Origin of the sequence: Dongia deserti (assembly GCF_003574735.1) — a bacterium.
Lineage (GTDB): Bacteria > Pseudomonadota > Alphaproteobacteria > Dongiales > Dongiaceae > Dongia_A > Dongia_A deserti.
In genome coordinates, this window is the sequence record NZ_QORW01000002.1 from 98353 (window position 1) to 119323 (window position 20971).

Below are 20971 nucleotides of genomic sequence, written 5' to 3' on the forward strand. Positions count from 1 at the left end.
CAAACCTCGCCTGAAACGCCGGTTGTGCTCGTCGGAGCGGCAGAGCTGGACTTGATCCAGCTCTGCCGCTCTCATCGAGTGTCGGTTCTTGTTACTGCGCGCCCGCGACGGCGTTCGCGAGTTCTTCAGCGGCGGTCTTGGAATCCATTTCGCCGTTGAAATGCGCGGTGATCACGTCATAGGTCGCGACCTTGACGGCCGCAGGCGCAGCATGGCCATGAGCCATCGAGCCGAACAACGTGCCGTTCTGGCTCGCTTCCGCCAGTTCCTTCATGCCCTTTTGGCCGCAGGCATCGAGACCCGATCCTTCAGCGTCAGTGCGGGCCGGAACCGAGCCCTTGATCTTGTTGAAGGCCACCTGGAAAGACGGGTTCATGATCGCGCTCGCCAGCTTCTCCTGCGCTGCCTTGCGATCCTCACCGACCTTGAACATCACGAACTGGTCGGAATTGAAGGTGACGGTGCCCTGCGTTCCCGGGAAACGGAAGCACAGGAAATCCTTTTCCGGCACCTTGCCGGCATTCAGGAACTCGCCCTTTGCCCAGTCGCCCATGAACTGCACGCCGGCCTTGCCTTCGATCACCATGGCCGAAGCCAGGTTCCAGTCGCGACCGGAGAAATTATCGTCGACATAGGTGCGCAGCTTTGCCATGCGATCGAACGCCTGCACCATCGTGTCGGAGTTGAGCGCGGACTGATCCAGATCGATGAAGGCCTTCTTGTAGAATTCCGGACCGCCGGTTGCCACCACGACAGCGTCGAAGATGGTGGCTTCCTGCCAAGGCTGGCCGCCATGGGCAACTGCCGTGTAGCCGGCGCCCTTGATCTTGTCGAGCGCGGCGATCAGCTCGTCCCAGCTCGTGGGCTGCTTCAGGCCGAGCTCATCGAAGATCTTCTTGTTGGCCCACACCCAGTTGGTCGAGTGCACATTAACCGGCGCGGCGACCCACTTGCCTTCGTATTTCGAGAACGCCTGCAGGGCCGGAGGCACCACCTTCTCCCAGCTTTCTTTGGCGGCAAGATCGTTGAGATCAGCCACCACACCCTGCTTTGCCCAATCAGTGATGTCGAAGCCCAGCATCTGCACGGCAGTCGGCGGATTGCCCGCGGTGACGCGCGCACGGAGCGCCGTCATCGCCTGCTCGCCGCCGCCACCCGCGACCGGCATGTCCTGCCAGTTGACGCCTTGCTTTTCGAGGTCTTCCTTGAGCACGTTCAGCGCCGCGGCCTCGCCGCCTGACGTCCACCAATGCAGCACTTCCACCGACTCCGCCGCGGCCGCCGTCGCCGAAAAGAGTGCGACACCGGCCACCAGGGCCGACGTCGACAGCAGTTTTGAAACCTTCATTCTGTCCTCCCACAGTCAGTTAAAATGGATGGTCATGTATCCGGTTGCCCTTGAGCACGCTCACGCGGAGCCACCAAGCTGACCTCGGCCCGGTGTCCATGGTTAGGGGCTCTGGCTTGTCATTTGTTCCTGCCCGCCTCGCAGCTGGGCTGTCTTCCAAGACCTGTATTGACGGTATCCACCGCCCAGCAACACTGCAACGGGCAACACGGCAACACGCCGGCTCGTGTCATGCCCGCTTCTCCAAACGTTCGGAGATTGGGCCGCCACAGCTTTCCCGCACTGCGAGATGAACCGCGCCGATATGGTCTTCGGCGCTATTGCGGCCAGTCTCGATCATCCTGAGGACGCTCTGGGCGGCTCGTTCGCCCAGGCCCATGACATCAACGGCGATAGTGGTGAGCGGCGGATCGGCATGCATCGCGTCCTGCACATCATCGAAGCCGATGACGGCAAAGCCGCGTCCAGGCTGGATGCCGCGGCGCCGCAACGCCAAGCACACGCCGAACGCCACTATATCGTTGAAGCACACAGCCGCGGTTGGCGGATTGCGCTGCGCCAAGGCCATCTCCAGCGCCTGAGCTCCCCCTTCCCGCGTGGCGGTGGTCGGGGCATGGATCGCGCCGGCAGGGTCGAGCCCCGCATCTACCAAGGCAGCGAGGAAACCTTCGAGCCTTTCGGCCCGGACCACGGAATCGGCGTAGCCGCCGAGAAAGGCGATCCGCCGATGTCCCAGCTCAAGCAGGCGCTCCACGGCCAGTCGCGCGCCACGGCGATTGTCGGGCCCGACGACCGGGATGCGGCGGCCTTTGAGACGGCGCATGGCAAGCACGACGGGAACGCCCACCGCGACCAAGCCATCCAGCGCATCGTCCGGTGTGCCGCGGGCTGCCGAGACGATGAGGCCGGCCACCCCTTGCTCGCGCATCAGCTTGATCACCTCCGCCTGCCGAACGGGGCTCTCGGCGGTATTGGCAATGAAAGGCACGTAGCCCGCAGCCTGAAAGCTGCGTTCAATTCCGACCGCCAGCTCGGCGCAGAATGGATTGATCAGGTCATGAATGATCATGCCGACCATATTGGAATGTGCCCGGCGCAGGTTGGCGGCACCGCGATTGTAGACGTAGCCGAGGTCGCGGATGGCGGCGTTGACCCGGTCACGCGTGGTGGGACGGACGCTTTCGCTGCCTTTGAGAACGAGCGAGACGGTGGACTTGGAGACACCTGCCGCAGCGGCGATCTCGACAATGGTCACCCGATCTTTCGGGGAACCTGCTGTCATTCTGTCCTCCCTGGACGCCGTCGTTTGCGGCTGCCGCTGATTTTTGGAACGTTCTATGTATGCCCGAGAGATGTGTCAACCGCCAATCGCCGCGGGCGCTGCCTTTCCTCACAGTAATGTATTGTGAGAAATGATAAATATGGGCAAAGGGCAGATCCAGTCTCGAGAGCGCTTCCTCTGACATTAAGTCATACATAATTTCTGGAACGATCCAGTTTTGGGCATTTGCGCGGGCAGCACTGCGTTTGCTCAGAACCACTGAACAATAAAGTCTGACAAATTGTGTCGAAATGCGTGTGCAGTGACAGACTATTAACCCTCGCCACCCACAATGCCGGCCTTGTTTCTGTGTGCGGGGGAAACGTTACCATGAGGATTCGGTTGAGCATTGGCAGGGCCGTCAACCTGTTCGGCCTGGTCGTGACCTTGGGCTGCGTCGCAATTCTTTGGACCGGCGTCAGCGCCCTCAATCAGCTGAAAGTCAATGGCCCGGTCTATCGCCAGATCGTGCTCGGCAAAGACCTCATCGCCGACATTCTGCCGCCGCCGGAATATGTGATCGAATCCTATCTTGAGACGACCCTTCTGCTGAACGATCCGCCGAGCCTGAAGCAGCGCCGTGAACGGCTGACACAGCTTCACAAGGAGTACGACATCCGCCACACCTTCTGGAAGGAGCTGGAGGATTTCGACCCCGTCAACAAGCAGTGGATCGTCGAGGAATCGTATTCCCACGTGTCGCGCTTCTGGAAGGCGATCGAGAGCGTTTTCCTGCCCGCGATCGAAAAGGGCGACATGGATGCGGCGCACAAGGCGTACTCAGAGATCGCCAACGCCTATGCCGATCATCGCACTGTTGTCGACAAGATGGTGGCGCGCGCCACGGAACTGAATGCGGCCACGGAAGTGGCGGCCACCGAAAGCGAGACGTCCTACACCATCATCGTCTGGTCCGTGGCGGGCGTGGTGCTCGCCACGGTCATTGGTGGCGTACTGGCAATCGGGTTCGGCGTGATGCGGCCGCTCACCCGCATGACGGGGGTCATGAAGCAGCTGGCAGCCGGCCAGATGGACATCGAGATTCCGTCCGCCGGTCGACGTGACGAAGTTGGATCGATGGCAGAGGCGGTGGATGTCTTCCGCCGTCAGGCGATCGAGGCCGAGCAGTTGCGCCAGCAGCGGGAAGCCCAACGCCGGGCATCGGAGGCGGAAAAGCAAGCCGCGCTCGTCGCGATGGCCGACACCGTGGAGCGCGAAACACACAAGGCCGTCGAAGCCGTCTCCAATCTCACCCAGCGGATGTCGGGCGACGCCAGCCACATGGCGACCTCGGCCCGCGCCGTGAGCGAGAATAGTCAGACCGTTGCCGCCGCTTCGACTCAGGCTTTGGCGAATGCGCAGACGGTTGCCTCCGCTTCGGAGCAGCTCACCGCCTCGATCCGCGAGATTTCTTCGCAGGTTACCTCGGCTCGCAAAGTGACGCTCGATGCCGTCAAGTCTTCGAGCGAAGCCGAAGGCACGATTGCCGCCTTGTCGGATGCCGTGCGCAAGATCAACGCGGTCACCCAACTGATCAACGAGATCGCGAACCAGACCAACCTGCTGGCGCTCAACGCCACGATCGAAGCGGCGCGCGCCGGTGATGCGGGCAAGGGCTTCGCGGTGGTGGCTAACGAAGTGAAGTCGCTGGCCAACCAGACCGCACGCGCAACCGAGGACATCACCCAGCAGATCGCCGAGATCCAGAGCGCCACCGACAAGGCCGTGACGGCGGTTCGCACCATTACCAACTCGATCCGTGAGGTTGAAGGTGTCTCTTCCGCGATTGCCTCGGCGATCGAAGAGCAGAGCGCCACCACGGCGGAAATCGCCCGCAACGTCACGCAAACCTCGCAGGCGGCCCAGGAGGTTGCCACACGCATCGCGCGTGTCTCCGATGAGGCGGTGCAAACCGGCGACCGGGCCAGCGAGGTGCGCAAGCTGTCAGGTGACGTGGCAACCGGCGTCGACCAGTTGCGAGACGTCCTCATTCGGACGGTGCGCGGCGCGGCCGCATAAGGGCCTTGCGCCCGCCTTATAGTAAAAATCAGCGTCCCTTATCAGGGTGTGATGAAAGGCAGCGCTTTATACTAGAAATCCACGGTCCCTCGTGGGAACATTGTCGTCGTTGGTCGGTTATTCCCTTCGAGGTGCAGAATAATGTCGGCAACGGGTGGCAACATCCTGATCATAGACGATGACGCGGCCGTCAGCCGAACCCTCTCCCTCATCCTCACGCGCGCAGGTTACCAGGTCAGCACCGCCACCAGCGGGCGCAAGGGGTTGGAACTGTTGGCGGACGAGAATTTTGACCTGGTTCTGACCGATATCATCATGCCAGAGCTGGACGGCATCGAGGCAATCCGCAAGATCCGCGCGGACCATCCCGGACTGCGCATCATCGCGATGTCGGGCGGCGGTCAGATCGACAAGGCGGACTTCCTGCATATGGCGGACGCGCTGGGCGCGGATCGCGTGCTCGAGAAGCCGGTCCGCAGCGAGCAGCTGCTAGAGCTGGTGAGCAGCGCCATGGCCAGCCCGCCGCGCACGCTGCCGGAGCGCGGCCAGGGCAGCTAGCGCAACGCCCGGTCCTAGGCGTCCTTGCTGACCTTGAGCTCGATCACATTGCTGGCGGCCGGCCCGGTCGAATTGGCGGACTGCAGCAACGTCGGCAGACGGTGCCGCTCCAACTTGGCATCTTCCTGGCGCAAGCGAAGAACCGTACGCACAGCGATGTCGGCGATTGCCGCGATCGGCTGCGCGACCGTGGTCAGGCGCGGCGTCACCAGCTTCGCCAGGCTGATCGCGTCGAACCCCATGATCGACACATCATCCGGCACTTTCAGATCCAGATCGGCCGCCGCGCGCAGCGCGCCGATGGCCTGCTGGTCGGAACTGGCGAAGATCGCGCTCGGCCGATCGGGCCGCGCCAGCAGCTTGAGCGCTGCCTCGTAGCCGCAATCATAGTCGAACCGCGTGACGATGGTGTCGCCTGCAAAGTCGAACCCGTTCTCGCGATAGATCGGCGCGGTGACCGACCGATAGCCCTCATAACGTTCGCGCGCCACACTCAAGTGTCGCGGGCCCGCAATGCATCCGATCCGGCGGTGGCCCAGCGAGACGAGATGCTGCACGGCGGCAACGGCCCCGGCACGATGATCGCTTGCCACCAGCGGATAGCCACGCATCGGCCGATCGACCACGACAATGGGAACCTTGGTCTCTCGCGGCAATTGCCGGGTCTGCTCGGACGGAACGATCAACAGCCCATCGACCTGACGCCCGACCAGAACCTTGATGTATTCCGCTTCAGCCTTCGGATCGTCGTTCGAATTGGCCAGCATCACGGTGTAGCCCATGCCGGCCGCGACCTGCTCCACATGCTTGGCGAGCTCGCCGAAGAACGGGTTTGTTACGTCCGGCACGATGAGGCCCAGGGAATGCGTGCGGCTGCTGCGCAGCGCCCGGGCCAACACGTTCGGCCGATAGTCCAGTTCCGCTGCGGCGGCCAGCACGCGCTCGCGCAATTGTGGTGAGACCGCTGGATTCCCGTTGATGGCACGGGAGGCCGTTCCCAGCGAAACCCCCGCCCGCTTCGCCACATCACCGATCGACGCCATGACCGTCATCCCCGCAGCAGACCCGCCAAAGAGCTAACCCCAATCCAGCATCCTTGTCACGGAGATTGGCCTTTCGCCCGCGATCTGTAGAATTCTTCTACACTTGCGGCGGGAGCCCTCCATGAATCACATCACCCTCTTTGGCGCCTCATACAGCGTCTATGTCCGCATCGTTCGGCTGGTGCTGGAGGAGCTTGGCATCCGGTACGATCTGGCCGAAATCGACATTTTCTCCAAGAATGGCGTGCCGCCGGAATACCTTAAGCGCCATCCGTTCGGGCGCATCCCTGCCTTCGAGCATGATGGTTTCCACCTGTTTGAGACCGACGCCATTGTCTTCTATATCGTCGAGCGCTTCGGTGGCGAAGCCCTTCTGCCAGCCGACGTGGCGGAGCGGGCGCGCATGCGCCAGATCATGCGTATCATCGACAATTACGGCTACAGGGCGCTGGTCTGGGGCATCTATGTCGAAGAGACGGAGCGCGATCGTGCCGGCCGTCTTGAGCAGGATGAGCTGGAACGCGCTTCGATGTGCCTTGGTGTTCTGGAAGACCTGACGGGGCCCTTGTTCCTGGTGGGCGCGCATCTGTCGCTTGCGGACTTATGGGTTCTGCCGATGCTCAGCTATCTCAAGCTGGCGCCCAGCGGCGCGGCCATGCTGCGCAACCAGCCGAAGCTGAGCGGATGGCTGGATCGGATGCACGATCGGCCATCGGTGCACGCGACCCGCTTCCTTGCCGAGCGCGCGGCAAGCTAGTCGCGGTCATGATACCCTCCGGCCGAGACGGCAGATGTATGGGAGCATTCTGGCATGGCGAAATGGGCGTATGAGTTCCAGGCTGCTCCGCGGGAGCCAATCGAACGCGGCGAACTGGACGCCGGGAGCGAAGAGGAGGCCCGCCGCAAGTTGCGCGTCCTGCTCGCCACGCCGCGCCTGCCGCCCGGCACCAAGCTGGTCAACCTGGGGGCCGAAAAGGCGGCGGCCGCCAGCCAGCGCTCGGCCAAGCTGCGCACGCTGTTGCGCGTGATCGCGGCGCATCACGCCTGGCTCAAAGGCAAGCCGGAGGGCGGGCGTGCCAATCTCAGCCGTCTGAGCTTTGCCGGCCTCAACCTGCATGACGCCGATCTCAGCAATGCCGAGATGAGAGAGGTCGATCTGTCCGGCTGCGATCTGCAGCGCGCGAACCTGCGGCGCGCCAACCTTGCCGGCGCCAACCTGCAGGACGCGAATCTCGCCAAGGCGGACCTGAGCGAAGCGGATCTGAGCGACGCCGACCTGCGCAATGCGGACTTGCGCGGCACCGATCTCAATGGCGCCGATCTCTGGCGCGCCAATCTGATCGGCGCATGCATCTCTCCCGAGGCGCTGCACAAGGCCCTGCAATGCCGCAAGAAATAGCCATTCGCGGCAGGGACCCTAGGTCGACGGCAGCTCGATCGCGATAGCGAGGATACCGGCCGCACCGAGCAAAGCCGCCACCGCCAGCATCGACCATCCGTATTCGACGCTGCCGATCGCTGCCGCTATGCGGGCGCATCATAGGGGCGGCACGCCCTGCGGCGATAGTGACGCGGCCTTCTGCGTGCCGCCGAATTCGACGGCGGCGGCCGCCAGCACCAGGATTGTTCCAATGGTTTCCCGCGCGCCAAACGGCTGACCCGCCCACAAGGCAGCCGAACCTACACCCACGCACACCTCGGCCATGAAGATCAGCGTCGCGCGCGCCGGCGAGACGCTGCGAGCAGCCCACAAAGATAGGAGCCAGAGCGGCAGCACGAATCCCAGACCTGCGACCAGGATCCAAGGTCCTGCAGCAATGATCGCGTCTGCGCTGGGCGGCGGCGCACGCTCCAGCAGCAGCACCATCGTGACCGCGCCGATCAGGGCGCCGACCGCGAGCGCAGCCGACTGCGTTGCGAGTGTTGGCCCGGTGCGGCGAAAGACGAACAGCAATCCGACCGACCAAAGCATGCCGGACATGAGCGCCAGAACGTCGCCGAGGTTCATGACGAACCGCAGATCGAGCCCGATGCCGAGAATGGCAATGAGCCCCGCCGAACCCAGACCGAGCGCGGTAGCCCGCCGCAGCGTCAAGGGCTGGCGCAGGACAAACACCTCGAGCAAAGTGCCCCACACCGGCGCGATATAAAACAGCAGGATGGCGCGCGCGACCTCGGTTGTCGTCAGGCTCGCGGTATAGAAGGCCCAGGCAACGCCGATCAGCGCGGCGATCCAGAAGAGGCCGACCAGATCGCGCCGGGTCAGATCACGGAATCCGGCGAGGCCCGGCGCCAGCGGCACGCACGCGACGGCGACCACCGCCAAGGCAACCCACAGCCCGGCGATCCCGTTGCGCTCGATCGCGTGGAGCGGCAGCCAAGTAAGACCTGAGATAACGGCAGCCAGCAGCAAGCCGGCCGTGGGCAGGAGCGCATGCGATCGCAAAAACAAGGACATCCCCGAAGAGTGAACGAGTTCGGCTGGCATCGTCGCGGCCGCGCCTCCATGCGTCAAGGGCCACTCGATCTTGTTATATCCACTGTTGGAGAATTCATGGATCCCGACCAAGGAGCCGATTGCCGGCGGTGTTTTGCCGCGCAACAATTGATCCATGTCATTGCACGGCGGCATCGGGAGCCGGGCACGAGGGATCGGACATGAGTCAGCGGACACAGGTGGCGATCATCGGGTCGGGCCCGGCCGGCTTGCTGCTCGGTCAGCTGCTGCACAAGGCCGGCATCGACACCATCATCCTGGAGCGTCACACCCGCGATCACGTGCTGGGCCGCATCCGCGCCGGCGTGCTTGAGCAAGGAACCGTCAGCCTCATCGACGAAGCCGGCTGCGGCGACCGCATGCATCGCCAGGGACTGATCCATCACGGCATCGAGCTCAGCATCCGCGGCGTCCGCCACCGTATCGATTTCAAAGGCCTGACGGGCAAGAGCGTCATGGTCTATGGGCAGACTGAGATGACGCGCGATTTGATGGATGCGCGCAGCATGGCCGGCGCACCAACGGTGTACGAAGCGTTGAACGTCATGCCGATCGGCTATGACGGCACGCGGCCAATCGTGCGTTACGTCGAAGACGGCGAACCGAAGGATATCGCCTGCGACTTCATTGCCGGCTGCGACGGTTTCCACGGGATAAGCCGGCAAAGCGTGCCGGATAATGCGATCTCGATCTTTGAGCGCGTCTATCCCTTCGGCTGGCTCGGCCTATTGGCGGATGTGCCGCCGGTCTCTCCGGAGCTCATCTACGTCAACCACGAGCGCGGCTTTGCGCTCTGCTCCATGCGCTCGCATACGCGCAGCCGCTATTACATCCAGTGCGATGCGTCAGAGCATGTCGACAATTGGCCGGACGATAGGTTCTGGAACGAATTGCGGCGGCGGCTGGATAAGCAGGCCGTCGCGCGCTTGGTGAGCGGCCCCTCGATCGAGAAGAGCATCGCGCCCCTGCGCAGCTTTGTCGCGGAGCCGATGCGTTTCGGCCGGCTGTTCCTGGCGGGCGATGCCGCGCACATCGTTCCGCCGACTGGCGCCAAGGGGCTCAACCTGGCGGCAAGCGACGTGCACTATCTCGCGGAAGCCTTCATCGATCACTACCGCGGGGGATCGGACAAGGGCCTGGACCACTACTCGCCCCGTGCGCTGGCACGGGTATGGAAGGCCGAGCGTTTTTCCTGGTGGATGACATCGCTGCTGCACCGCTTTCCGGATACTGGCCCGTTCGGGCAGCGCATCCAGCTCGCTGAGCTCGACTACCTGGCCGGCTCGCGCGCGGCACAGACTACCCTCGCGGAGAACTATGTCGGACTGCCCTATTAGTTTTGCGGTATAATTGACTAGTTATGTCTGACCGCGCATTGTTCATTATACATAACCAGTTCACCTAGTATCCTATAACCAGGATGGACTGAGCCGACAGATGCTCAGCCAGAAAAGAGCCTGCTCGCGCCGCTGGCTACGAGCAGCATGGCGGGAGGAAGAACCAATGCGTTTATCCAGACGAGCCTTGATCGGGATAAGTGCGGCGGCCGTGGCTGCCCCGACGCTGCTGCGCATGCGATCGGCGAAGGCGGCGGAGATCACGCTGCGTCTGCATCACTTCCTGCCGCCCAAGTCCAACGCGCATGCGCGGCTGCTCGATCCGTGGGCCAAGAAGGTCGCCGAGCTGTCGAGTGGCAAGGTCGAGATTCAGATCTTCCCGGCCATGCAGCTCGGCGGCAAGCCGCCCGAACTGTACGACCAAGCGAAGGACGGCGTCGTCGATATCGTCTGGACGCTACCGGGTTACACGCCTGGCCGCTTCCCGCGCACCGAGGTGTTCGAGCTCCCGTTCATTGCCTCGCCCCGCAGCATCGTGAATGCCAAGGCCTCGCAAGAGTACGCGGAAGCGCATCTTGGCGAAGAAACCAAAGACGTGAAGGTCCTGGCCTTCTGGTCGCACGATCACGGCGTGATCCATTGCCGAAGCAAGATCGAGACCTTGGCCGATCTGCAAGGCAAGAAGCTGCGCTTTCCGACGAGGCTTGCCGGCGAGGCGCTGAAGGCGGTCGGCGTCGCCGCCATCGGCATGCCGGTGCCGCAAGTGCCGGAAAGCCTGGCGCAAGGCGTGCTCGACGGCGCCGTGGTGCCGTGGGAGGTCGTGCCGGCCATCAAGCTGCACGAGCTGGTCAAGTTCCATGCAGAGATTCCGGGCACGCCGACCTTCTATACCGCGTCATTCTTCGTCGTCATGAACAAGGCGAAATACGAAGGCCTGCCGGAGGATGCGCGCAAGGTGATCGACGAGACCACCAGCATGACGCTGGCGACAGAGGCTGGCAAGATGTGGGACCAGGCCGGTGCCGACGTCCGGAAGATGGTCGAAGGCCAGGGCAACACCATCCTGACTCTCAGCGAGGCCGACAAGGCCGCCTGGATGAACGCTTCGGAGACCGTGACGGAAGCTTGGGTCGCGGAGATGAAAGGCAAGGGCATCGACGCGCCCATGCTCATGGAATCGGCCAAGAGCCTGCTTGCCAAATACGAGAGCGCCTGACAACGTTCTCCCTCTCGAGCCGGCGGGACCAAACCCGCCGGTTTCTCACTTGAGCTGACGCGCCACCGGCATGGATGACACCGTCATGCCCCAGACTCCGGAGCCGCCGCGGGTGCCGCGCTTCATCGCGCAGATCGCCAAAGCGTTGGCTGTGTTCGGCGGCGCGGTCGCACTTTCCGTTGCGGCAGTCGTCGTCCTCAGCATCCTGAGGCGCTGGCTGTTTTCGCAGCCTATTCCAGGCGATTTCGAGCTGGCGCAGATCGGCACAGCGGTCGCGGTCTTCGCCTTTCTGCCGTACTGCCAGGTCGTGCGTGGCAATATTGTGGTCGACGCATTCACCAGCGGCTTGCCGGCAGGATTGCGCGGCCGCATCGACGCGCTGTGGGACGTCGTCTATGCCGTAGCCATGGCGTTCGTTGCGGTCTGCCTCGCTCGCGGAACAGTGGACACCTTCGCATCGCACGAGGTGTCGATGGTGCTGCGCATTCCGGTATGGCCGGGCGTCGCGTTCGGCGCGCTGTCCTGCGCGTTCCTCGCCATCGTGTCGCTGGCGACGGCGCAGGGCCTGCTGCGGAGCAAGCCATGAGTGGCGCATGGATCGCCCTTATCGGCTTCGGCGGCATGTTGGCGCTGATCGCGCTGCGGCTCCATGTCGGCATCGCGATGTTCGTGACCGGCTGTCTCGGCTACATTTACCTATCGAGCGGATCGGCGCTGTTCGCATTCCTCAAGACCAACGCCTACAATCTTTTCGCGAGCTACACGCTCTCCGTCATCCCGCTGTTCATCCTGATGGGCGCGTTGGCTGAGCAATCCGGTCTCTCCACTGCACTTTTCCGCGCTGCAGCCGCCCTCATGGGCCAGGTGCGCGGCGGGCTCGCCATGGCGGTGGTCGCGGCCTGCACGGCCTTCGGTGCGATCTGCGGATCGTCCGTCGCCACCACCGCCACGTTCGGCCGCGCAGCATTGCCGGAGCTGCTGCGGCACAAATACGATGGCGGCCTCGCAACCGGCACGATCGCGGTCGGCGGAACGCTCGGCATTTTGGTTCCGCCCTCGATAATCCTGGTCATCTACGCGATCACCGTGGAGCAGAACATCAGCCTATTGTTCATGGCGGCTCTGGTGCCGGGTTTGTTGGCGACTCTGTTCTATCTCGTCACGATCTCCTTCGTGACGCGGCGAACGCCCGATCTGGCGCCATCCCACGATCCGCATGCGAGCGGCAGGCGTTGGCGGCATTTCAAGGCGGTCTGGCCGGTGCTGCTGGTTGCGGTGCTGGTGGTCGGTGGCATCTATGGCGGTGTTTTCAGTCCCACAGAAGGTGCCGCAGTCGGCACCATCGCACTCCTGGTCATCGGCCTCGCCCAGCGAACACTGGGCTGGGCCGCCTTGCGGACCAGCATCCTGAACACCGCTTCCACCACCGCGATGATCTTTGTGATCCTCATGGGATCGGAGATCTTCAACGCCTTCCTCGCCCTGTCCCAGATGCCGATGCAGGCCGCCGCGTTCATCACGTCGCTGGGATTGCCGCCATACGGCGTGCTCGCCGGTATCCTGGCGCTCTACATCCTGCTAGGCGCGGTCATGGACGAGCTGGCGATGATCCTTCTGACGCTGCCAGTGTTCTTTCCGATCGTTTCGGCACTGGATTTCGGCATGCAGCCGGACGACCTTGCGATCTGGTTCGGCATCCTGCTGCTCATCGTGGTCGGGATCGGCCTGACCGCGCCACCGATCGGGCTCAATGTCTTCGTCATCAGCGCCATCGCCAGGAACGTCTCGATCGTGCAGACCTATCGCGGCGTTCTGCCTTTCATCGCGGCGGATGTCGTGCGGCTTGTTCTGGTCTTGCTGTTTCCCGGCCTTGCGCTCGGCCTCGTGCATCTGTTGTCCTGACCGGCACGCGGTCCAACGCTTGGTCGCTCTTGCCAGCCGCTTCGCGGATGGTCTGCATCAGCATGACCGACGGCAGGCTTGGCGGGCTGTCGGCGCGGGTGGTCAGGCCGACCGGCCCGGTGGTCCCCTCCGTTTCCACCGGCAGCTCGGCCAGCATCCTGTCCGCCAGATCGTCGAGCACAACGCCGCGAGAAATGATCCAGACCGCATCGGTCATGCGCGTATAGCGGCGGCCGAACGCCATGGACACGGTCTCGATCTGGTCTGGAATGGTGGCAATTCCATGCGTAATGAGGAACCGGTCGACCATCGGCCGGATGATCGACCCTTCGGTCGGCATCAGCACCGTGTAGCGCGCTATCTTCGCGAGGTCGAACGGCGTCTCGCCCAGCAGCGGATGGCCCGGCCGCACGATGAAAGAGACGCGCTCGGAATAAAGATGCTCGAAGCTGAGGCCGGTCATCAGCTCCGGATCGGCGAGCCTTCCGACCACCAGATCGAGATCGCCGGTGCGCAGTTGCGACAGCAGCACGGCGTTGTCGCCCGTCACCACGCGCACCACCGTGCCCATGTTCTCTTGCTTGAACAGGCTGACGGCGAGCGGCATGACCCGCGTTGAAACCGTGGGCAGGGCGCCGACCTTGATTGCCATGCCGCCTTTGGTGCGCGCCTGGGTGATGGAATCGATCCCCTGGCGCAGTGCCGTCACGCTCGCGCCAGCATAGCGCAGGAACACGTCGCCGAAGCGGGTCAGCACCACGCCGCGCCCGCGCCGCTCGAACAAGGCAACGCCAAGCAGTTCTTCCAGTTCGCGGATGGTCTTGGAAACGGCCGGCTGGGTGACGGACAGGGCGGCCGCCGCCTTGACCACGCTGCGTTGGCGCGCGATTTCCAGGAAGCACTGCAGATGGCGATACTTCACCCGCTGATCGAGCGCCATTCACCCCTCGAGCCATATCCAAATGATTATGCTTCGAGCATAAATCGTTACTATACATAACTGATCGGCGCGGCCAAGATCGCGGGAGGTGCGGCGGAACGGGAATCAGAGCCCACATGGCCTTCGGCCGGTTCAACCACCAAATGCTTCATTTCCGGGACGAAAACCCGCGGCAAGAGCGGACCTTTGTATTCGTGAACTCGCTCGGGACCGACTTGCGGATTTGGGACGACGTGGTTGCATATTTCGGCGCCGACTTCCGCACGCTGCGCTACGACCTGCGCGGCCACGGCCTGTCGGATGCGCCTCCTGCGCCTTACTCGATCGAGGACCACGTGGCCGATCTTGCCGCATTGCTCGATGCGCACCAAATCAAGAACGCTGTCGTGATTGGGCTCTCCGTCGGCGGCATGGTCGCGCAAGCCCTGGCTTCGCAGAGGGTCGACTTGGTGCGCATGCTTGTACTCTGCGACACCGCCCACAAGGTGGGGACAGCGGAGATGTGGAATGCGCGCATCGACGCTGTGCGCAAGGATGGGCTCGCCTCCATCGCTGATGCCGTCCTCGAGCGCTGGTTCTCAAGCGCGTTCCGGCAGACGCGTCCTGCGGATCTGGCGGGTTATCGGAACATGCTCACCCGTGCACCAGCGGAGGGCTATGTCGGCACCTGCGCGACCTTGCGTGATACTGACCTGACTGCGGCGAGCGCCCAGATCACACAGCCAGCCTTGTGCCTGGTCGGAGAAGAAGACACCGCTACGCCGTCAGACCTGGTCCGGTCTTTGAGCGAGCTCATGCCCAACGCAGCGTTCGAGACGATTGCAGGTGCCGGGCATCTGCCGTGCGTCGAACAGCCGAAACCACTGGCCTTGCGGATCGAGTCCTTTGTCAGGAGAAACTGGAGTGCCTAGCCGATCGAAGCAGGGCCTCTTCGAGCAGGGCATGGAGACGCGCCGCGCGGTCCTGGGCGACGCCCATGTCGATGGCGCGGAGGCGAGCCAGACCGACTTCGATGCGCCGTTCCAGGCCCTGATCACCGAGGGTGCTTGGGGCTCCGTCTGGTCGCGGCCGCACTGGACTAAGCGCGAGCGCTCGATGGTAACGATCGCGCTACTGGCTGCCCTCGGACACGATGAAGAATTGGCCATGCATGTGCGCGCGACGTGCAATACCGGCGCGACCCAGAAGGATCTGCGCGAGGCGATGATGCATGTCGCAATCTATGCCGGCGTGCCGGCCGCCAATCATGCGATCAAGGTCATCAAGCAGACCTATGCCGACATGGCGAATGAGCCGGCAAAGCGAAAGAAGCGCAGATGAGCGAGCTTACCGAATTCCGGCCGCGCGATCGCAACTGGCACCCCGCCGCCGATACGCCAGCCTATCGATCGACCACCTATCGCGCGCCGCGTCGGTCGCTTCTGGCGGTGCCACAATCGATCGGTGAGCTGAGCGGACCCGTGTTCGGCGACACGCCCTTGGATCCGCTGGGCAACGATCTGATCCGCAACTACGCCACCACCGGCGACGCGATCGGTGAACGCATCATCGTGCATGGCCGCGTGCTGGACGAGAACGAGCGGCCGATTCCCGGCACACTGATCGAGATCTGGCAGGCCAATGCCGGCGGCAAATACCGTCATGTGAACGACACATACGTGGCGGCACTCGATCCCAATTTCGGCGGCTGTGGCCGCGTGATCAGCGATGCGGACGGGCGCTACTCGTTCCGCACGATCCGGCCCGGCCCCTATCCGTTTCCGAATGAAGGCTGCGACTGGCGACCTGCCCACATTCACTTGTCGATCTTCGGCCACGCGTTCGTGCAGCGTCTCGTGACGCAGCTCTATTTCGAGGGCGATCCGCTGATTCCGCGCTGTGTGATCGTCAACACCATCAAGGACCCGAAAGCGATCGACAGCCTGATCGCGAAGCTCGACATGGATGCCATGCATGCCTTCGATTGCCTGGCCTATCGCTTCGACATCGTGCTACGCGGGCACCAGGCCACCTACTTCGAGGACCGGGGCTCCTGACATGGCGCTGAAGGAGACACCGTCCCAGACCGCCGGGCCATTCGTCCATATCGGGACGCTGCCGGAAATCGCAGGTCTCAAGGCAAAGGCGTCCGAGCGGCGGAACATCCTCGCGCGCGACGGCACGTTGGGCGAACGCATCCGCATCGAAGGCGTCATCTACGATGGTGCCTGCGCGCTGGTGAAGGATGCGGTGCTGGAGATCTGGCAGGCCAATGCGAACGGGCAGTATGGCTCCAACGACTTCGTCGGCTGGGGCCGCGCCGCCACGGATTTCAAGACAGGCCTCTATGTTTTCGAGACCATCAAGCCCGGCGCCACGCCTTATCGCGACGGGCGAGGGCAGGCGCCGCACATCTCGCTCTCGATCTTCGCCCGCGGCATCAACACCCACCTGCAGACACGCCTCTATTTCTCCGACGAGGCGACGGCCAACGCCGCCGATCCTGTGCTTCAGCTGGTCGGTCAACCCGATCTTATCGCCACCCTGATCGCGCAGCGGGACGCGAGCCGGCCGGTCTACCGGTTCGATATCCGCCTGCAGGGTGAGCGGGAAACGGTCTTCTTCGATTTCTAGCGCAATGCGGTGAAAGCGGTCTAAAGTACCAGCATGAGCGTTTCTGTCTTCGATCATCCCTGGCTCTCCGCCCTGCTCAGCGACGCGGAGGTCGCGCGGCACTTCACGGCCGAGGCCGAGCTGCGGGCGATGCTCGAATTCGAGGTCGCCCTCGCCATGGCCGAGGCCGAGGCCGGCATCATCCCGATGGAGGCGGCGCAGGCCATCGCCGGGGTGGCCCTCACCTTCCAGGCCGACGTGCCGGCGCTGGCGGCCGGAACGGCGCGCGACGGCATGGTGGTGCCGGAATGGGTCAGCCAGCTGCGCCGCGCCGTTGGCTCACCGCATGGCGATCATGTCCATTTCGGCTCGACCAGCCAGGATGTACTGGACACCAGCCTGATCCTGCGTTTGCGGCCCTCTATCGAGATTCTGGCGGCGCGCCTCAAAGCGTTCGATAGCCGGCTGGCCGCCCTAGCGGCGGATCATGGCGCCATCGCAACGATGGCGCGGACCCGCATGCAGCGCGCCGTGCCGATCACCTGGGCGGACCGAATCGCCGCCTGGCGCGCGCCGCTGGCGCGGCACCAGAAGCGGCTGGAGGAACTGACGCCACGCCTGCTGGTGGTTCAGTTCGGCGGTCCGGTCGGCACTTTGGAGAAGTTCGGTGACAAGGCGCCCTCTGTCGCCGCCGCCCTCGCCAGGCGTCTCGACCTCGCGGTGCCTGCGACCGCCTGGCACAGCGCCCGCGACATGGTGGTGAACTTTGCGAATTGGCTGTCGGCGGTGACCGGCTCGCTTGGCAAGATCGGCCAGGACATCGCGCTGCTGGCACAGAACGAGATCGCCGATGTGACGGTGACTGCCGCCGGCCAGTCCTCCGCAATGCACCACAAGCGGAACCCGGTGCTGGCGGAGATCCTGGTGACGCTCGCCCGGTTCAACGCCACGCAGATTTCGGCGATGCACCATGCCTTGGTGCATGAGCAGGAGCGCTCCGGCACCGCCTGGACGCTCGAATGGATGGTGCTGCCCCAGATGGTCGTGGCGACCGGCGCGGCGCTGGCGCGCGGACAGACGTTACTGGATTCCCTGCAGATCCACGACAAGCACTGACCTAGGCCGACCGCAATCCGCCGAACGGCACGACCTTGTTCGCGGCATCGTGGCCGATGTCGGCCCGGCCGAGATAGGGAATGCCCGACTGGACACACCAATGCCGTACGACCTCGAGTTCCGTCTGGCCGAAATCGGGGTCGTTGTCGGGAATGGCGGTGCAGCGGCCGAGCCGGATGCCCGCCACGCGCCGGACGCCCGGACTGCTGGTGATGTGAAACAGCGACCGGTCGATGCGATACATGTATTCCGACACTTCCTCGAGCATCAGCACGTGGCCGGTGAGGTCCGGCTGGAGCGGCGTGCCGATCAGCTGGCTGAAGGTCATGATGTTGAACGCGGCGACCTTGCCGGCGGAAGTGACCGATGGCTCCAACGTGTCCGCCGCATTGGTAGACAGGTAGGACAGCGCCCGTACGACCGCCGCCTCTCCGCCATCACGTGAGACATCGGCCGGCATCGGCCCGTGCACGACAGCCGGGAACCCTTTGGAATAGAGCCCGGCCAGCAGAACACCGGCGTCGCTGTAGCCGAGATAAGTCTTGGCGCGCGCCGTCTCGGTCAGCTTCCCCAAAGCCGCCTCGGCGATCCGGCAAGAGCCGTAGCCGCCCCGCCCGAACCACACCACTTCGAATGCGGGATCGTTCGCGACTTCGACAAAGGCGGCGGCGCGCTCGGCGTCAGTCCCGGCAAAGTGCCCTGCCGAGCGGAAGCACTGGGGATGGAACACCAGCTCGACCGACGGGTAGCTTTCGGCAGCCAGCGCTTTCACCCGCGCCGCCATGGCGGGCTCCAGCCGTGACGATGGCGCGACGATGCCCACTCTGATTCTGCGCGTATTCATGAGCGAACCATTTACCCCTACCCCGGTTTATGCGATCAAAACGCATGATCTCAGGGCCGAATCAGGGGCGACCTTATTTCTTCTGCGGCATCGGCGGTAGCGGAATGTTGCCGCTGGCGTTGATCCTGCGCGCCAAGGGCTGCCAGGTGGAAGGGTCCGACCGGTCGCTGGACCAGGGCCGGCTGGCGCAGAAGTTCCAGTTCCTGCGCGACCACGGCATCGCCCTGCACCCGCAGGATGGCAGCGGCCTCACGCGCCCCGACCAGATCCTGGTAACTTCCGCCGCGGTCGAGGAGACGGTGCCGGACGTGCAGGCCGCACGGCGGCTGACATTGCCGGTGATGCGCCGGGCGGAGCTGCTGGCCCAGCTGTTCAATGCTGCGCCCCAGAGCATCGCCGTGGGCGGCACCAGCGGCAAGTCGACCACCACCGGCATGATCGGCTGGATCCTGCATCACGCCGGCCGCGACCCGACGATCATGAACGGCGCGATCATGAAGAACTTCATCACCCCGCAGATTCCCTTTGCCGGGGCGGTGGTGGGTGGCGGCGACGTCTTCATCAGCGAGGTGGACGAGAGCGATGGTTCGATCGCCTTGTTCAATCCGAAAATCGCGGTGCTCAACAACATCTCCCTCGATCACAAGACGATGGATGAGCTGCGGTCGCTGTTCCGCGATTTCGTGAGCAAGGCGCAGGTTGCGGTGCTCAATCTCGACAATGTGGAGTCTCTGGCGCTCGCGGCTGCGCTCTCGCCGCGCTCCGTCTCGACTTACAGTCTGGTCGACCCGAATGCGCATTTGTTCGCGCACGATCTCCGGCCGTCCCTCGAGGGCATCGACTTCGTAGTCACGGAGCGGGAAACCGGCGACGAAGCAAATGTGTACCTGCAGATGCCGGGCGTGCACAATGTCTCGAACGCGCTCGCGGCGCTATGCGCGGCGCGGGGTTGCGGAGTGTCCCTGCGCGAGGCGGCGGAAGCGCTCAGCGGATTTACCGGCATCAAGCGCCGGTTCGAGCGGGTCGGCAGCGCCAAGGGCGTGACGATCATCGACGATTTCGCGCACAATCCGGACAAGATCGCCGCGACCCTCGCGACTTTGCACGCCTTTCCAGGCCGGTTGCTGGTCCTGTTCCAGCCGCACGGCTTTCGGCCGCTGACCCACATGCGGAAAGAACTCGTCACCTGCTTCGCCGAGAACCTGAGCGAGGGCGACGTTCTGGTGATGCCGGAGCCGGTCTATTATGGCGGCACGACGGAACGGCTGACGACCAGCGCCGACATTGTGCGCGAGGTCAAGGCAGGAGGCCGCGACGCTTTCGCTTTTGCCGATCGCCCGGCCTGCGGCGACAAACTCGTCTCGCTCGCGCAGCCGGGCGACCGCATTGTCATCATGGGCGCGCGCGACGACACCCTGCCCGAATTCGCCGCCGATCTTCTGAAGCGGCTCGGTTAGCGCCCTACCAGCAGGTGAAGCCGCCGTCGGCCAGCACCGTCGCGCCGGTCATCAGGCTCGCGGCGTCGCTGGCCAGGAAATGCACCACCGAGGCGATCTCGTGCGGCTGCCCCAGCCGGCCCATCGGCGTGTCGCGCAGCCACTCCTTCATCATGGCTTGGACGCCGGGCACGCTGTGGACCATGGGCGTTTCGATGTAGGTGGGCGCGACGGCGTTCACGCGCACGCCGCGATCCGCCCATTCCGCCGCCAGCGATGCGGTCAGATGATGCACCGCCGCCTTGGAGGCGTTGTAGTAGGCCTGCTTCTGCGGGCGGTTCACGATGTAGCCGGACATCGAGCCGATATTGACGATCGCACCCTTGCGCGCCTTCAGCATGTGCTTGCCGAAGGCGCGGCAGCACCAGAATACGCCGTTGTAGTTGACGTCATTGACGTTGAGCCAGAGCTCGTCGCTCACTTCTTCCCCCGCCGTGCCGCTGCGCGCGATACCGGCATTATTGACTAGGATGTCGACGCGGCCATGCTTGGCCACCAGATCGTCGGCGACTTCGGTCACCTGCTTGGAATTGATGACGTCCATCTGCACCGTCTCGGCATCGAGGCCAAGCTTGCGTAACTCCGCCTGCCCGCTAGCCGCCACCGCCGGATCGACGTCCGCGATCAGCACTTTGGCGCCTGCTTCGGCAAGCGCGGTGGTGCAGGCAAGGCCGATCGCACGGCCGCCGCCGGTCACCACCGCGACCCTGCCATCCAGTTTCAGTTTTTCCAGATACATGAA

General features: G+C 63.9%; 21 protein-coding genes. 14 read left to right on the forward strand and 7 right to left on the reverse strand.

The window, feature by feature from the left end:
• Positions 1–91: 91 nt before the first annotated feature.
• Positions 92–1348, reverse strand: a complete 1257-nt coding sequence (locus DTX69_RS03470; RefSeq protein ID WP_119300117.1) for an ABC transporter substrate-binding protein — start codon at positions 1346–1348, stop codon at positions 92–94.
• A gap of 229 nt (positions 1349–1577) precedes the next feature.
• Positions 1578–2630 (reverse strand): LacI family DNA-binding transcriptional regulator, encoded by a 1053-nt coding sequence (locus DTX69_RS03475; RefSeq protein ID WP_119300118.1) that lies wholly within the window; start codon positions 2628–2630, stop codon positions 1578–1580.
• Between the two features lie 369 nt (positions 2631–2999).
• Between DTX69_RS03475 and DTX69_RS03480 the strand changes: the two genes are divergently transcribed.
• Together DTX69_RS03480 and DTX69_RS03485 are read left to right on the forward strand one after the other, a co-directional pair.
• The gene (locus DTX69_RS03480) at positions 3000–4688 is read left to right on the forward strand and encodes a methyl-accepting chemotaxis protein (RefSeq protein WP_119300119.1); all 1689 of its coding nucleotides are present in this window, start codon (positions 3000–3002) and stop codon (positions 4686–4688) included.
• Between the two features lie 141 nt (positions 4689–4829).
• Complete coding sequence (locus tag DTX69_RS03485; RefSeq protein WP_119300120.1) at positions 4830–5246, forward strand: response regulator; 417 nt, start codon at positions 4830–4832, stop codon at positions 5244–5246.
• Positions 5247–5260: 14 nt separating this feature from the next.
• On the opposite strand, the gene DTX69_RS03490 is transcribed toward DTX69_RS03485, so the two are convergent.
• On the reverse strand, positions 5261–6289 hold the full coding sequence (locus DTX69_RS03490) for a LacI family DNA-binding transcriptional regulator (protein ID WP_162916604.1): 1029 nt from the start codon (positions 6287–6289) through the stop codon (positions 5261–5263).
• Between the two features lie 121 nt (positions 6290–6410).
• Here DTX69_RS03490 and DTX69_RS03495 point away from each other — a divergent pair, with 121 nt between their 5' ends.
• On the forward strand, positions 6411–7046 hold the full coding sequence (locus DTX69_RS03495) for a glutathione S-transferase family protein (protein ID WP_119300122.1): 636 nt from the start codon (positions 6411–6413) through the stop codon (positions 7044–7046).
• Positions 7047–7100: 54 nt separating this feature from the next.
• Positions 7101–7688: a pentapeptide repeat-containing protein gene (locus DTX69_RS03500; RefSeq protein WP_119300123.1), complete on the forward strand. Its 588-nt coding sequence runs from the start codon at positions 7101–7103 to the stop codon at positions 7686–7688.
• A gap of 138 nt (positions 7689–7826) precedes the next feature.
• Here the strand turns inward: DTX69_RS03500 and DTX69_RS03505 are convergent, their stop codons facing one another.
• Complete coding sequence (locus DTX69_RS03505) at positions 7827–8741, reverse strand: DMT family transporter (protein WP_162916607.1); 915 nt, start codon at positions 8739–8741, stop codon at positions 7827–7829.
• A gap of 206 nt (positions 8742–8947) precedes the next feature.
• Here DTX69_RS03505 and pobA point away from each other — a divergent pair, with 206 nt between their 5' ends.
• The 4 genes from pobA to DTX69_RS03525 all read left to right on the forward strand — a co-directional run bounded on the left by pobA (position 8948) and on the right by DTX69_RS03525 (position 13241).
• Positions 8948–10123: a 4-hydroxybenzoate 3-monooxygenase gene (gene pobA, locus DTX69_RS03510; RefSeq protein ID WP_119300125.1), complete on the forward strand. Its 1176-nt coding sequence runs from the start codon at positions 8948–8950 to the stop codon at positions 10121–10123.
• A gap of 166 nt (positions 10124–10289) precedes the next feature.
• A complete protein-coding gene (locus DTX69_RS03515; protein ID WP_119300126.1) occupies positions 10290–11339 on the forward strand; it encodes a TRAP transporter substrate-binding protein in 1050 nt (349 codons plus the stop codon).
• Positions 11340–11424: 85 nt separating this feature from the next.
• Entirely contained in the window at positions 11425–11925 is a 501-nt protein-coding gene (locus DTX69_RS03520; protein ID WP_162916609.1) for a TRAP transporter small permease, read from the forward strand.
• Positions 11922–13241, forward strand: coding sequence for a TRAP transporter large permease (locus DTX69_RS03525; RefSeq protein ID WP_119300128.1), 1320 nt, complete (start codon positions 11922–11924; stop codon positions 13239–13241). The genes DTX69_RS03520 and DTX69_RS03525 overlap by 4 nt, the downstream gene beginning before the upstream one ends.
• Here DTX69_RS03525 and pcaQ read toward each other — a convergent pair.
• On the reverse strand, positions 13159–14181 hold the full coding sequence (gene pcaQ / locus DTX69_RS03530; protein ID WP_119300129.1) for a pca operon transcription factor PcaQ: 1023 nt from the start codon (positions 14179–14181) through the stop codon (positions 13159–13161). The genes DTX69_RS03525 and pcaQ overlap by 83 nt on opposite strands.
• Before the next feature lie 143 nt (positions 14182–14324).
• Here pcaQ and pcaD point away from each other — a divergent pair, with 143 nt between their 5' ends.
• The 5 genes from pcaD to DTX69_RS03555 are packed head-to-tail and all read left to right on the forward strand — an operon-like array spanning position 14325 to position 17889.
• The gene (pcaD, locus tag DTX69_RS03535) at positions 14325–15092 is read left to right on the forward strand and encodes a 3-oxoadipate enol-lactonase (protein ID WP_284735554.1); all 768 of its coding nucleotides are present in this window, start codon (positions 14325–14327) and stop codon (positions 15090–15092) included.
• Positions 15085–15501, forward strand: a complete 417-nt coding sequence (gene pcaC / locus DTX69_RS03540; RefSeq protein WP_284735525.1) for a 4-carboxymuconolactone decarboxylase — start codon at positions 15085–15087, stop codon at positions 15499–15501. The genes pcaD and pcaC overlap by 8 nt, the downstream gene beginning before the upstream one ends.
• Positions 15498–16217, forward strand: coding sequence for a protocatechuate 3,4-dioxygenase subunit beta (pcaH, locus tag DTX69_RS03545; RefSeq protein WP_119300132.1), 720 nt, complete (start codon positions 15498–15500; stop codon positions 16215–16217). Before pcaC ends, pcaH begins: the two co-directional genes overlap by 4 nt.
• Before the next feature lies 1 nt (position 16218).
• A complete protein-coding gene (gene pcaG, locus DTX69_RS03550; protein WP_119300133.1) occupies positions 16219–16794 on the forward strand; it encodes a protocatechuate 3,4-dioxygenase subunit alpha in 576 nt (191 codons plus the stop codon).
• A 33-nt stretch (positions 16795–16827) separates the two neighbouring features.
• Positions 16828–17889: a 3-carboxy-cis,cis-muconate cycloisomerase gene (locus DTX69_RS03555; protein ID WP_119300134.1), complete on the forward strand. Its 1062-nt coding sequence runs from the start codon at positions 16828–16830 to the stop codon at positions 17887–17889.
• A 1-nt stretch (position 17890) separates the two neighbouring features.
• Here DTX69_RS03555 and DTX69_RS03560 read toward each other — a convergent pair whose 3' ends face one another.
• A complete protein-coding gene (locus DTX69_RS03560; protein ID WP_284735526.1) occupies positions 17891–18733 on the reverse strand; it encodes an LD-carboxypeptidase in 843 nt (280 codons plus the stop codon).
• 44 nt (positions 18734–18777) lie between these two features.
• Between DTX69_RS03560 and DTX69_RS03565 the strand changes: the two genes are divergently transcribed.
• Positions 18778–20190 (forward strand): UDP-N-acetylmuramate--L-alanine ligase, encoded by a 1413-nt coding sequence (locus tag DTX69_RS03565; RefSeq protein WP_119300135.1) that lies wholly within the window; start codon positions 18778–18780, stop codon positions 20188–20190.
• 4 nt (positions 20191–20194) lie between these two features.
• Here the strand turns inward: DTX69_RS03565 and DTX69_RS03570 are convergent, their stop codons facing one another.
• Positions 20195–20968: an SDR family NAD(P)-dependent oxidoreductase gene (locus DTX69_RS03570; RefSeq protein WP_119300136.1), complete on the reverse strand. Its 774-nt coding sequence runs from the start codon at positions 20966–20968 to the stop codon at positions 20195–20197.
• Between the last annotated feature and the right edge of the window lie 3 nt (positions 20969–20971).